The organism is Pseudomonas sp. A-R-19 (assembly GCF_019956575.1).
In the GTDB taxonomy this organism is placed as follows: domain Bacteria; phylum Pseudomonadota; class Gammaproteobacteria; order Pseudomonadales; family Pseudomonadaceae; genus Aquipseudomonas.
In genome coordinates, this window is sequence record NZ_JAHBDR010000062.1 from 1 (window position 1) to 13,233 (window position 13,233).

At 62.0% G+C, this 13,233-nt stretch carries 9 protein-coding genes; 2 read left to right on the forward strand and 7 right to left on the reverse strand.

Features of this window, described 5'->3' with window-relative positions; genetic code table 11:
- Window positions 1-189: 189 nt before the first annotated feature.
- Window positions 190-2,781, reverse strand: a complete 2,592-nt coding sequence (locus KGA88_RS17825; RefSeq protein WP_223593183.1) for a glycosyltransferase — start codon at window positions 2,779-2,781, stop codon at window positions 190-192.
- 212 nt (window positions 2,782-2,993) lie between these two features.
- On the opposite strand from KGA88_RS17825, the gene tcdA reads away from it, so the two are divergent.
- Complete coding sequence (tcdA, locus tag KGA88_RS17830) at window positions 2,994-3,812, forward strand: tRNA cyclic N6-threonylcarbamoyladenosine(37) synthase TcdA (RefSeq protein ID WP_223593185.1); 819 nt, start codon at window positions 2,994-2,996, stop codon at window positions 3,810-3,812.
- Window positions 3,813-3,929: 117 nt separating this feature from the next.
- On the opposite strand, the gene KGA88_RS17835 is transcribed toward tcdA, so the two are convergent.
- From KGA88_RS17835 to KGA88_RS17850, 4 genes are all read right to left on the reverse strand, one after another.
- Entirely contained in the window at window positions 3,930-4,334 is a 405-nt protein-coding gene (locus tag KGA88_RS17835) for a SufE family protein (RefSeq protein WP_110661474.1), read from the reverse strand.
- Window positions 4,331-5,536: an aminotransferase class V-fold PLP-dependent enzyme gene (locus tag KGA88_RS17840; protein WP_223593187.1), complete on the reverse strand. Its 1,206-nt coding sequence runs from the start codon at window positions 5,534-5,536 to the stop codon at window positions 4,331-4,333. The genes KGA88_RS17835 and KGA88_RS17840 overlap by 4 nt, the downstream gene beginning before the upstream one ends.
- Window positions 5,537-5,683: 147 nt before the next feature.
- Window positions 5,684-6,718, reverse strand: coding sequence for a 2,3,4,5-tetrahydropyridine-2,6-dicarboxylate N-succinyltransferase (gene dapD / locus KGA88_RS17845; protein ID WP_223593197.1), 1,035 nt, complete (start codon window positions 6,716-6,718; stop codon window positions 5,684-5,686).
- A 32-nt stretch (window positions 6,719-6,750) separates the two neighbouring features.
- Window positions 6,751-7,113 carry an ArsC family reductase gene (locus KGA88_RS17850; protein WP_110661468.1) on the reverse strand — a complete coding sequence of 121 codons (363 nt, stop codon included), beginning with the start codon at window positions 7,111-7,113 and terminating at the stop codon, window positions 6,751-6,753.
- 264 nt (window positions 7,114-7,377) lie between these two features.
- On the opposite strand from KGA88_RS17850, the gene KGA88_RS17855 reads away from it, so the two are divergent.
- A complete protein-coding gene (locus tag KGA88_RS17855) occupies window positions 7,378-9,009 on the forward strand; it encodes a Na+/H+ antiporter (RefSeq protein ID WP_223593207.1) in 1,632 nt (543 codons plus the stop codon).
- Between the two features lie 87 nt (window positions 9,010-9,096).
- On the opposite strand, the gene dapC is transcribed toward KGA88_RS17855, so the two are convergent.
- Both dapC and KGA88_RS17865 read right to left on the reverse strand, forming a co-directional pair.
- On the reverse strand, window positions 9,097-10,296 hold the full coding sequence (dapC, locus tag KGA88_RS17860; protein ID WP_223593209.1) for a succinyldiaminopimelate transaminase: 1,200 nt from the start codon (window positions 10,294-10,296) through the stop codon (window positions 9,097-9,099).
- 199 nt (window positions 10,297-10,495) lie between these two features.
- Window positions 10,496-13,198, reverse strand: a complete 2,703-nt coding sequence (locus KGA88_RS17865) for a [protein-PII] uridylyltransferase (RefSeq protein WP_223593212.1) — start codon at window positions 13,196-13,198, stop codon at window positions 10,496-10,498.
- Between the last annotated feature and the right edge of the window lie 35 nt (window positions 13,199-13,233).

The following is a 13,233-nucleotide window of genomic DNA, read 5'->3' on the forward strand; positions in this document are numbered from 1 at the left end:
GGCTTGCTCGCGAATGCGGTGTGTCAGTCAACATATACGTTGATTGTTACACCGCATTCGCGAGCAAGCCCGCTCCCACAGGAATTGGGTTCGATCGGTAAACCGCGACATGCCCAAGCCCCGCAAAATGGCGGTTATCTTAAAGCAAAACGGCGACCATTGGCCGCCGTTTAGTGCATCCGCAGAGATTTAGACCGCTGGTGCCGTTTCAGTCTCGACCGACGGTTTCGGCAGCGACGAGAGGAACGCCATGATCAGCGCCGCCAGGTACGGCAGCGACTGCACCAGCAGCATGGTCACCCAGAAGCGCATGTCATTGCTCGGCATGCCGTTCACCAGGAAGATCCCCAAGGCCGCGCTCCACAACAGCAGCATGATGAACATCTCTTCCCGGGCTTCCGAAATCGCCACCCAGAAGCCGTGGTTGTCGGCGTTTTTCGGTGTGCGGAAGAACGGAATGCTGCTGGTGAAGAAGCCGTACAGCACCGCTTTGGCGATGGTGTGGGACAACGCCAGGCCGGCCAGCGCCGCGCAGAAGGCATCTTTCAAGTTCACTCCAACCGCACGGCGGTAGAGGAAAATGATCTTGGCGACCTTGAACACGAACAGCGCCAGTGGCGGGATTGCGAAGATCAGCAGCGGCGGATCGACCCGTTGCGGCACGATGATCATCGCCGCCGACCACAACAGCGCGCCGACGGTAAAGAAGATGTTCATGCCGTCCGCGACCCACGGCAACCAGCCCGCGAGGAAGTGGTAACGCTGGCCCCGGGTCAGTTCGGTGTCCTTGCCGCGCAGCAGGCTGGCGGTATGGCGCTTGATGATCTGAATCGCTCCGTAGGCCCAGCGGAAACGCTGCTTCTTGAAGTCGATAAAGGTATCGGGCATCAGGCCCTTGCCATAGCTGGTGTGGTAATACGCCGCCGACAGGCCTTTCTCGAACACGCGCAGGCCCAGTTCGGCGTCTTCACAGATGCACCAGTCGGCCCAGCCCAGTTCCTCGAGCACCGAGCGACGGGTCATGGTCATGGTGCCGTGCTGGATGATCGCGTCGCGGTCGTTGCGGGTGACCATGCCGATGTGGAAGAAACCTTTGTATTCCGCGTAGCAGAGCTTCTTGAAGGTGCTTTCGTTCTGGTCGCGGTAATCCTGCGGCGACTGCACCACGGCGATTTTCGGGTCGGCGAAGTGCGGCACCATGTGCTTGAGCCAGTTACGGTCGACGCAGTAGTCCGAGTCGATCACGGCAATGACTTCGGCATCCTTGGCGGTGTGCGGGATCAAGTAGTTCAGCGCGCCACCCTTGAAGCCGGCCAGCGGTGCCACGTGGAAGAACTTGAAGCGCGGACCGAGGGTTGCGCAGTAGTCGCGCACCGGTTCCCAGACCGCCGGGTCCTTGGTGTTGTTGTCGATGATCAGGACTTCGAAGTCCGGATAGTCGAGGTTGGCCAGGGCGTTGAGGGTCTGTTTGACCATCTCCGGCGGCTCGTTGTAGCAGGGCACGTGAATCGACACTTTCGGGCGGTAGCTGGAATCGCCCTCCACCGGCAGGAATTCGCGGCGGCGCTTGTGCACCCACACCGCTTCGGCCAGTTCATGGGCTTCGGTCAGCAATACGATAAACACCCCGAGCGCGCCGAGGGCGAGCAAGAAGCCCACCGTCAGGCTGAACCAGGTGCTGTATTGCTGGCTGTAGTCGTAACCGATCCACACCAGCACCGAACCACACAGGAACGCAATGAAGGTCAGGAAGGTGCGGCCACGCTGGCGCAGGGCCGAGCCGTCGATCATCAGCAGGGTCAGCGACAACAGCGCCAGCACCACCGAACCGATGGCCAATACGCGCCACTGCGGAATCGCCACTACCGGGCCTTCGAAGTTGAACTTCTGCTGGCGCGCGGCGTTGAACACGCCCCAGTAGGCGCCGACGGAACCTTCGTCACTGGCCTTCCACGGCTGGTCAAACGCTTCGATCACGAAGTAGTTGAAGCCCTGGCGGTTGAGCTTGTTGACCAGGGTTCGCAGGTAGATCGCCTGGTCTGCCGGTGAGGCATCGGCGCCACCGCGCATGCGGCCGTTGCTCGGCCAGCCCACCTCGGACAGCAGCAGCGGCTTTTTCGGGAACATTTTTTTCAAGTCGCGGGCGCGGTCCAGAACGAACTGCTGGGCCTTGTCCACCGGGATAAATTCCCAGTACGGAAGGACGTGCGCGGCGATCAGGTCGACGTGCTTGGCCAGTTCCGGGTGTTCTTCCCAGACGTGCCACTGTTCGGACGTGGTGACCGGTACTTTCACGGCAGCACGGACACGGTCGAGCATCACGCTCAGTTCGGCGGCGGTGATTTCCTTGCGGAAGATCGCTTCGTTGCCGACCACCACACGCACGACGCTGCGCGAGGAATTGGCGATTTCAATGGCGCGGGTGATTTCCCGCTCGTTGCGTTCCTGGTCAGGGCTGATCCAGATGCCCAGGGTCACCCGTAAGCCGAACTCTTCGGCGAGTTTCGGGATGTCTTGCAGGGTGCCATCGACCGAGTAGATGCGGATGTTGTCCGTCAGCTTGCTCATGATCTCCAGGTCGCGACGCATTTGATCGTCGGTCGGGTACTGGTCTTTCTGCGGGAACTGGCCCTGCTGGAATGGCGAGTACGAGAAGCCGGAGATCTGTTCAGGCCAGTTGGGGGCGGTGACCGGGCGGTTGATCAGCGCCCAGAAGCCGGTAAACAAGGCAGCGATGGCGAGCACCACGACCAGGTTGAGTCCAAATTTACGCGATGACATGGCTATTTCGGGTTCCAAAGACTGTGGAACGAAGGAACGGTTGGCTGTCGCCAAGGGGCGCGCATCCTACACCGGGCATTCTCTGCTCGTACAGCGGACAGGGAATTGCACGACATTGGGCAGTTAACTTTCACATAAGTTCTTACACTTGCAGCTTGAAGCTTAAAACTTGTCGCTGCGTAGCCCTATAATGCGCGCCGGTTTTTGAGGTGTTGGTCATGAGTACAGAAGATCCGCGGTTTGCCGGCATCGCCCGTTTGTATGGCATCGAAGGCCTTGAGCGCCTGAGGGCGGCCCATGTGGCGATCGTCGGCGTCGGTGGCGTCGGTTCCTGGGCGGCGGAAGCCATGGCCCGCTGTGGCGTGGGCGAAATTTCGCTATTCGACCTGGACGACGTCTGCGTGAGCAACGCCAACCGCCAGTTGCACGCGCTGGACAGCACGGTGGGCAAGCCCAAGGTCGAGGTGATGGCCGAGCGTCTGCGTGGGATCAACCCGGACTGCACAGTGCACGCGGTGCCGGACTTCGTTACTCGCGACACCATGGCCGAGTACATCACGCCGAATATCGACTGCGTGATCGACTGCATCGACAGCGTCAACGCCAAGGCGGCGCTGATCGCCTGGTGCAAGCGTCGCAAGATCCAGATCATCACCACCGGCGGCGCGGGCGGGCAGATTGACCCGACGCTGATCCAGGTCTGCGACCTGAATCGCACGTTCAACGATCCGCTGGCTTCGAAAGTGCGCTCCACGCTGCGCCGCGACTACGGCTTCTCACGCACCGTGACCCGCCATTACAGCGTGCCGTGCGTGTTTTCCACCGAGCAGTTGCGCTACCCGAAACCAGACGGCAGCATTTGCCTGCAGAAGAGTTTTGTCGGCGATGGGGTGAAGCTTGACTGCGCCGGCGGGTTTGGCGCGGTGATGATGGTGACAGCGACGTTTGGCATGGTCGCGGCGACCAAGGCTGTGGACAAGATTGTCGCGGGCGTGCGGCGGCCGGCGGAGCGGGTGAAGCCTCAAGTTTGAGGTGGCTGCTGATGGCCTCTTCGCGAGCAAGCCCGCTCCCACATTTGATCTTCAGTGAATACAGTTTTTGTGTAGGACCGAAATCCAATGTGGGAGCGGGCTTGCTCGCGAAGGCGATTAACCAGCCAACTCATTCATCCGCTGAAGCACCGCATTCAAGCCATTGCTGCGCGACTCGGACAACTGCCGCCCCAGCCCAAGCTGATTGAACCAGTCCGGCAAATCCATCTGCTTCAACTCAATCGCCGACAAGCCGTTGACCCGCGCCAGCAGCAACGCCACCAACCCGCGAATCAACCGCGCATCGCTGTTGGCGCTGAACTGCCAATGGCCATCGCGCAACTCGCCCACCAGCCACACCTGGCTTTCACAGCCGTGCACCCGGTTGGCATCACACATCTGCGCATCGCTCAACGCGGGCAGGCGCTCGCCCCATTGCATCAGCAGGCGGGCGCGTTGTTCCCAGCCGGCGGCTTTCTGAAAGGTCTCGAGCGCCGTCACGGCATCGGCAGGCAAGCTCATCGCAATAGCTCCAGAGCCTGATCCAGGGCTTGAAAGAACCGCTCCAGGTCTTCGGAGTCGTTGTACAGCGCCAGCGACACCCGAATCGCCCCCGCCAGTTCAAAGCGTTTAAGCAGCGGCATGGCGCAGTGATGGCCGGCACGCACTGCGATCCCTTGTTCGGTCAGCAAATGCGCCAGGTCGGCGTTATGCACACCTTCGACGGTGAAGCTGGCCAGTGCCACCTGCGGCTTGCCCAGCAGGCGAATGCCGTTGCGCGCTTCAAGACCCTTGAGCAGGCAGGCATGCAGTGCCGCTTCATGGGCGGACACGGCGTCCTGATCGAGCCCGGCGAGGTAATCCAGGGTCGCTCCCAGGCCGATCACACTGGACACTGGCGGCGTCCCGGCCTCGAAACCCAGCGGGGCCGGGCGAAAGCGTGCGTCGTGATAATTGGCATCCAGCACCATCTCACCGCCGAACTGCCAGGGATGCAGCTGTTGCAGCGCGGTATTGCGCCCGAACAGCACGCCCAGGCCATCGGGACCGTAGAGCTTGTGGCTCGAGAACACATAGAAATCGCAGCCCAATGCTTGCACGTCGTGGCGGCCGTGGACCACGCCCTGGGCGCCGTCGATTACGGTCAGGGCGTTGTGCTCCTTGGCCAGTGCCAGCAATTCGGGCAGCGGCTGCCAGGCGCCAATCACGTTGGACAACTGGCTGACGGCCAACAGGCGTGTGCGTGGGCCGATCAAATCGGCGGCCGCTGCAAGGTCGATCACGCCGTCGGCATCCAGCGGCAGGATCACCAGTTTAAGGTCGCGACGGTGCGCCAGTTGCTGCCACGGCAGCAGGTTGGCGTGATGCTCCAGGGCGCTGATGACAATCTCGTCGCCCGGATTGAAAAGATGTTCCAGGCCGTAGGCCAGGAGATTCAGCGCGGACGTCGCGCCGTGGGTAAAAATGATCTGGCCACAATCGTCAGCATTGAGCCATTGCGCGACTTTGCGGCGACTGTCCTCGAAGGCCTGGGTGGCGTGGGCGCCGGGCAAATGCTGCGCCCGATGCACGTTGGCCGCGCCGTTGGCGTAGTAATGCGCCAAGGCATCCAGCAGGGCTTGAGGTTTTTGCGTGGTGGCGGCGTTGTCCAGATAGGTCTGGCCTTGCCGTTGCAGGGCGGCGATGGCCGGGAAATCGGCGCGCCAGGGGGAGAGCATCATCATGGTGTTCGCCTGTACGCCTGCCCCCTGTAGGAGCGAGCTTGCTCGCGATGGACGCGTGGACGACACGGGCTGTCTGATGCCGCGCGTTATCGTTGACGTCCATCGCGAGCAAGCTCGCTCCTACAGAGGTGCGGGTGGTCGTGTGGCTTAGTTGTGAGCGTGCAGCGCTTCGTTCAGTTCGATCGCCGATTTGTGGGTTTTGCATTCCACGGCACCGGTTTCCGAATTGCGACGGAACAGCAGGTCCGGCTGGCCAGCCAGTTCACGGGCCTTGACCACTTTGACCAGCTGATTGTTTTCGTCCAGCAGCGCGACTTTGGTGCCGGCGGTCACGTACAGGCCCGACTCGACGGTGTTGCGGTCGCCCAACGGAATGCCGATACCGGCATTGGCGCCGATCAGGCAGCCTTCACCGACCTTGATCACGATGTTGCCGCCGCCCGACAGGGTGCCCATGGTCGAGCATCCGCCGCCCAGGTCCGAACCCTTGCCGACGAATACGCCAGCGGATACGCGGCCTTCGATCATGCCCGGGCCTTCGGTGCCGGCGTTGAAGTTGATGAAGCCTTCGTGCATCACGGTGGTGCCTTCGCCCACGTAAGCGCCCAGGCGCAGACGCGCGGCGTCAGCGATACGCACGCCGGCCGGTACCACGTAGTCGGTCATTTTCGGGAACTTGTCCACCGAAAACACCTCCAGCAGCTCGCCGCGCAGGCGGGCTTCGAGTTGCAGCTCGGCCAGTTCGCTCAGGTCGACAGCGCCCTGGCTGGTCCAGGCCACGTTCGGCAGCAGCGGGAAGATCCCGGCCAGGTTCAGGCCGTGGGGCTTGACCAGGCGATGGCTCAGCAGATGCAGCTTGAGGTAGGCCTCGGGAGTGGACGACAGCTGTGCGTCTTCGGCCAGCAGGGTGGCGACCAGTGGCTTGTGGCTTTCGGCCAGGCGGGTCAGCAGGGCAGCCTGGGCAGCGTCGACGCCTTTGAGCGCTTCGGCCAGTTGCGAGGCTTGGGCAGTGCTGAACGCGATGGCCTGATTGCCTTCGGTGTAGCCCAGGATCGGGGCGATAGCGGCGATGACTTCAGCCGAAGGCTTGAGAACCGGGGCGGCGTAGAACACTTCCAGCCATGCGCCTTGACGGTTTTGAGTGCCGACGCCGAAGGCCAGGCTGAACAGGGTAGTAGACATGTTGATACCTCTAACAAAATGGAACGGGCTGCTTACTTGAGCGCGGCCGCGTAGATATCTGGCTTGAAGCCAATCAGGGTTCGGTCACCGAGATCGAGCACCGGGCGCTTGATCATCGAGGGTTGTGCGAGCATCAGTTCGATGGCTTTCGACTGGTCGAGATCGGCTTTACGTTCGTCTTCGAGCTTGCGAAAGGTCGTGCCTGCACGGTTCAACACCACTTCCCAGCCGTGCTCGTTGCACCATTGGGTCAGGTGTTCACGGTCGATACCGACCGCTTTGTAATCATGAAAGTCATAGCTGACAGCGTGTTCATCGAGCCAGGTGCGCGCCTTTTTCATGGTGTCGCAGGCTTTGATGCCGAAAAGGTGCAACGTTTTGCTTGAAACGGTCAAGGAATTGCCCCCTTTGCAGGTGCCGTAAATAAAAGGTGACGGATTATGCCATGGCCACTCGGGTAAAGCGCAAACCTGTGGGAGCGGGCTTGCTCGCGAAGACGGCGTGTCAGGCGATGCAGGTGTCGACGGGTACATCGTCTTCGCGAGCAGGCCCGCCCCCACAGGATGAAAACAGTGTTTCAGGGTGCGACATAGGTGCAAGGGCCACCGGCAGTCTAAGCGGCTAATATGGCACTTCAATGCGTCCGGGAATCCTGCTCAATGCAAACCGCTTACACCGTCCTGATCCTGTTGATGCTGGTCGGCGTTTCGCGCCTGATCGGACGGGTGATTCCGTTGCCGTTGCCGCTGGTGCAAATCGCCGCAGGGGCCTTGCTCGCCTGGCCGACGCTGGGGTTGCATGTGGCCCTGGATCCCGAGTTGTTCCTGTTTCTGTTCCTGCCGCCGCTGTTGTTCTCCGACGGCTGGCGCATGCCCAAGCGCGAATTCTGGCACCTGCGCGGCCCGATCCTGACCCTGGCGGTGGGCCTGGTGCTGTTTACCGTGGTCGGCGCCGGGTATTTCATTCATTGGCTACTGCCCGGCGTGCCGTTGCCGGTAGCGTTTGCCCTGGCGGCCGTGCTGTCGCCGACGGATGCGGTGGCGGTGTCGGCCATCTCCCGCAATAGGCTGCCCACGCCTTTGATGCACATCTTGCAGGGCGAGGCGCTGATGAACGATGCCTCGGGCCTGGTGACGTTCAAGTTTGCGCTGGTGGCGGCGGTGACCGGTGTGTTCTCGCTGGCCAATGCCAGCCTGACGTTTGTGCTGGTGGCGGTGGGCGGCCTGGCCGTGGGGGTGGCCTTGAGCTGGCTGGTTGGCCGTCTGCGGGCGTGGATGATTGCCCGTGGTTGGGATGATCCGGCGACGCACGTGGTGTTCATGTTGCTGCTGCCGTTTGCCGCCTACGTGCTGGCCGAACGCATGGAAGTGTCGGGCATCCTCTCGGCGGTGGCGGCGGGGATGATGCAGAGCTGGCTCGATCTGTTGCCGCGCCAGACCAATACGCGTTTGCTCAACCGAAGTGTCTGGTCACTGCTGGAGTTCGCCTTCAACGGCTTGATCTTCCTGCTGTTGGGCCTGCAGTTGCCGGACATCATCAAGGCCGTGGCCAGTCACGAAACCTCGCTATGGCCAACGTTGCTGTATCGCGGGCTGGACGTGGTGGCGATTTTCCTGGTGCTGCTGGCCTTGCGCTTCGTCTGGGTGCAGAGCATCTGGCGTTTGTCGGTGCTGCTGCGGCGTTTGCGCGGCAAGGGCGACGTGACCCAGGTGCCGACAGCGCGATCCTGTTGGTTGCTGACCGTGGGCGGCGTGCGCGGGGCCGTGACGCTGGCGGGTGTGATGTCGGTGCCGTTGTTGATGGGCGGGGAAGTGTTTCCTGAGCGCGACCTGCTGATCTTCATCGCTGCCGGGGTGATTCTTTTGTCGCTGATCGCTGCGTGCATCGCGTTGCCGATGTTGCTGCGGGGCATCGAAGCAAGTCCCGATGACAAGCGGCGCAATGAGGTGCGCGACGCCTGGCGCAAAACCGCCGAAGCGGCCATTCATGCCCTTGAGGCAGAAGAGGTCAACCCGCAGGACGCCGCTCAGTCCGCGCTGGCCGCTGAGCTAAAGGCACGGATAATGTCTGAATATCGGCACCAGTTGGAGGTGTTCAACGATTCCGCTGAAGCCCAGGCCCTGGCCTTTCAGATGGACTTGCTGGAGCGCCGTCTGCGTTTGAAGGCGTTGCGGGCGCAACGCCTGGAGTTGTACAGCCTCAGCCGTCATCACCAGATCGGCGATGACGTGTTGCGTGAGGTGTTGGGGGAACTGGATCTGAGTGAGGCGAAACTTGGCCAGGTGAAATAACTGCTGCTCTTGCAGGAGCCCGGCTTGCCGGCGATGGCGTCCTGCAAATGGCCATCGCCGGCAAGCCGGACGCCTACAGGTCTGCGGTTATTTGCGACGTTGAATGAAGTCGCGAATGCGCTCTGCAGCTTCGACACACTCGGCAAGCGGGGCAACCAGCGCCATGCGCACGCGCCCGGCACCCGGGTTGACGCCATCCACATCCCGCGACAGGTAAGAACCCGGTACCACGGTCACGTGTTCCTGTTCGAACAGGTCGCGGCAGAATGCAGCATCGTCCCCCGCCACATTCGGCCACAGGTAGAAACTGCCATCCGGCCGCTGTACGTCCATGACCGGGCTGAGGATTTCCAGCACCGCATCGAACTTCTCGCGATACAGCGCACGGTTGGCGCGCACGTGCACTTCGTCATTCCAGGCGGCAACGCTGGCCAGTTGCGTTTGAACCGGCATGGCGCAGCCGTGGTAGGTGCGGTAGAGCAGGAAACCCTTGAGGATGTCGGCGTCACCGGCGACAAAGCCCGAACGCAGGCCTGGCAGGTTCGAACGCTTGGACAGGCTGTGGAACACCACGCAGCGCTTGAAGTCCTTGCGGCCCAGTTCCGCGCAAGCGCTGAGCAGGCCTGGTGGCGGGGTTTGTTCGTCGAAGTACAGCTCGCTGTAGCACTCGTCCGCGGCGATCACGAAGTCGTGTTCATCGGCCAGGGCGATCAGCTTTTTCAGGGTTTCCACCGGAATCAATGCACCGGTCGGATTGCCTGGCGAGCACAGGAACAGGATCTGGCAGCGTTTCCAGATGTCCGGCGAGACGGCGTCGAAATCCGGATTGAAACCGTTTTCGTCCAGGCACGGCAGGTAATGCGGCTTGGCCCCGGCGAGGAACGCCGCGCCTTCGTAGATCTGGTAGAACGGGTTCGGGCTGACCGCCAGCGCGTCGTCGCCACGGTTGACCACGGTCTGGGTGAAGGCGAACAGCGCTTCGCGGGTGCCGTTGACCGGCAGCACGTTGCGCGCCGGATCGATCCAGCCGTTCGGCACGCCGAAACGACGCTCGCACCAGGCGGCAATGGCTTCACGCAGCTCCGGGATACCGAGGGTGGTCGGGTACACCGCCATTTTTTCCAGATTGCTGGCCAGGGCCTCGGCGACAAAGCTTGGCGAACGGTGTTTCGGCTCGCCGATGGACAGCGCGATCGGACGCTTATCCGGGTTGGGCGTGACGCTGCCGAGCAGGGCGCGGAGCTTTTCGAAGGGGTAAGGCTGGAGCTGGGACAGAGCGTTGTTCATCGGGGGCCTCTTTCAATGTGGGAGCAGTCTTGTGTGGCGAGGGGGCTTGCCCCCGTTCGGCTGCGTAGCAGTCGTAAAACCATGGTGTGCGGTGTACCTGATACACCGCGTGTGCAGGTTTTGGGGCCGCTTCGCGACCCAACGGGGGCAAGCCCCCTCGCCACAGGAAGTCCATTGCCACAGGGGGGAATGTGTTGGTTCAGATGCTGATGCGCGACAGTTTGATATCAGGTTCCTGGTTGACGCTCAGTTGTTCGACGATCGCATCCTGCAGGCGGCTGCACAGCAGGGGATCGGACAGCGGCTGATTGTTGGCGTCGGTAATGAAGAACACGTCCTCCACGCGCTCGCCGAGGGTGGCGATCTTGGCGTTTTGCAGCGACAGGTCGAACTCCAGGAAAATCGTGCCAATCCGCGCCAGCAAGCCCGGGCGGTCGGGGGCCGTGAGCTCCAGCACCGTCACCGGACGCTGGGCGTCGTTGTGGATCGTCACCTGCGGCGCAAAGGCGAAATGCTTGAGCTGGCGCGGCACCCGGCGCTGGATGATGGTCGGGTAGTCGTCCGGGTTGCGCAGGGCTTCGGTCAGGCCGTCGCGGATCTGTTTGACCCGCGCCGGGTTATCGCCAATCGAGTCGCCGTCGGTGTCGAGCACGATGTAGGTGTCGAGGGTGAACTGGCTGCTGGAGGTGATGACCCGGGCGTCATGGATGTTCAGGTTGAGCTGGTCCATCGCCGCCACGGTCACGGCAAAGAAATCGTGCTGGTCGGGGGCATAGATGAAGATCTGCGTGCCGCCCTCAAACTCGCGCTGGGTGGTTTCCTTGATCAGTACCAGCGGTCCGCCGTCGGCCGGTTGCTGGAGGATCGCATCGCTGTGCCAGGCCACGTCGCCGGCGGTGTGACGCAGGAAATAGTCATCACCCAGCTGCGCCCAGAGTTGCTCGACATCGTCCGGGTCGGTGCCGCCGCGCACCAGGATATCCAGGGCAGCGCTCTGGGTCTGGCGGATCTGCTCTTCGCGGTCCACCGGATTCTCCAGGCCTCGACGCAGGGCGCGCTTGGTCTCGGTGTAGAGCTGGCGCAACAGGCTGGCGCGCCAGGAGTTCCACAGCGTCGGGTTGGTGGCGTTGATGTCGGCGACGGTCAGTACATATAGATAGTCGAGGCGGGTTTCGTCGCCGACGATCTGGGCGAAATCGTGGATCACCTGCGGGTCGGACAAGTCCTTGCGCTGGGCGGTGGTCGACATCACCAGGTGGTTTTGCACCAGCCACACGATCAGGCGGCTGTCCCACACTGGCAGCTGATGGCGCTGGCAAAACGCCTCGGCGTCGACCGCGCCGATGTCCGAGTGGTCGCCATGCCGGCCTTTGCCGATGTCGTGGTACAGGCCGGCCATGTAGATCAGCTCGGGTTTGGGCAGCTTGCCCATGAGCTTGCTGGCCAGCGGGAATTTTTCCGACACCTGGGTGTACTGCAACTTACGCAGGTGTTTGATCAGGTTCAGGGTGTGCGCGTCGACGGTATAGATGTGGAACAGGTCATGCTGCATCTGCCCGACGATAAAGCCGAACTCGGGCAGATAACGCCCCAGGATGCCGTAACGGTTCATCCGCCGCAGGTTGCGGTGGATACCGATCTTGCATTTGAACAGTTCGATAAACAGGCTGGTGTTGCGAATATCGTTGCGGAAGTCGTCGTCGATCAGGTGACGGTTTTCCCGCAGCAGACGAATGGTGTCGGCGCGCACGCCCTTGATTTCCGGCTGTTGGGCCATCAATACGAAGATTTCCAGCATGGCGAACGGCGTGCGGCGGAACACGTTGTCGTTGCGTGCTTCGATGTAGCCGTCATGCAACTGGAAGCGCGAGTTGATCGGCTGCGCGGGCGCTTCGTCCTCCGGTGCGAGGATGACCTCTTCAAAGTGCTGGATGATCAGGTCGCTGAGCTGGGCGATGCTCATCACTACCCGATAATACTGTTGCATGAAGTTTTCGATGGCTTGCTTGGCGTCGTCGCCCTTGAAGCCCAGCAGCCCGGCAATGGTGCGCTGGTGATCGAACAGCAGGCGGTCTTCGGCACGACCGGCGAGCATGTGCAGGGCGTAGCGAACCTTCCACAGGAACTCCTGGGAGGAGGCGAGCAGGGCGTTTTCGCTCTCGACCAGGAACCCTTCGCCAGCCAGCGCCCGCAGGTTCAGGGTGCCGTACTGGCGACGGGCTACCCACAGGATCGTCTGGATATCCCGCAGGCCGCCGGGCGAGCCCTTGACGTTGGGTTCCAGGTTGTATTCGGTGTCGTTGTATTTGTGGTGGCGGGCCTTTTGTTCGGCACGCTTGGCCAGGAAGAAGTCCTTGCTCGGCCACATGTGTGCGGTGCTGGTGACATCCAGCATGCGCTGGCGCAAATGTTCGGGGCCAGCGATGGTGCGGCTTTCCATCAGGTTGGTGACAACCGTCAGGTCGGCGCGAGCCTCGACGGCGCACTCGTCGACCGAGCGAACGCTCTGACCGACCTCCAGGCCAATGTCCCACAACAGCGTCAGGAAACGCTCGATGGAATCGCGGAAAACTTCGTGGTCGGCGCTGTCCAGCAGGATCAGCAGATCGATATCGGAGTAAGGATGCAATTCACCACGGCCGTAGCCGCCGACCGCGACCAGGGCGATGTCGGCGTCCTCGCTCCAGTCGAACTGGTTCCAGGCCTTTTGCAGGATGTTGTCGACGAACCAGGCGCGATCCTCAATCAGCCGGCGAATGTCGCGGCCGCCGCGAAAGCGCGTGTCGAGCACTTCGCGGGCCTGGCGGATCGCCTTCTTGAAGGCCGCGATCGGGCTTGCCTTCAGGGCCAGTTCAGCCTGGAACTGGCCGCGGTCGAAGAGTTCGGGATCCACCTGCGGCATCGATTGGCTTTCCTTTCTATAGGCGATGTACGGTA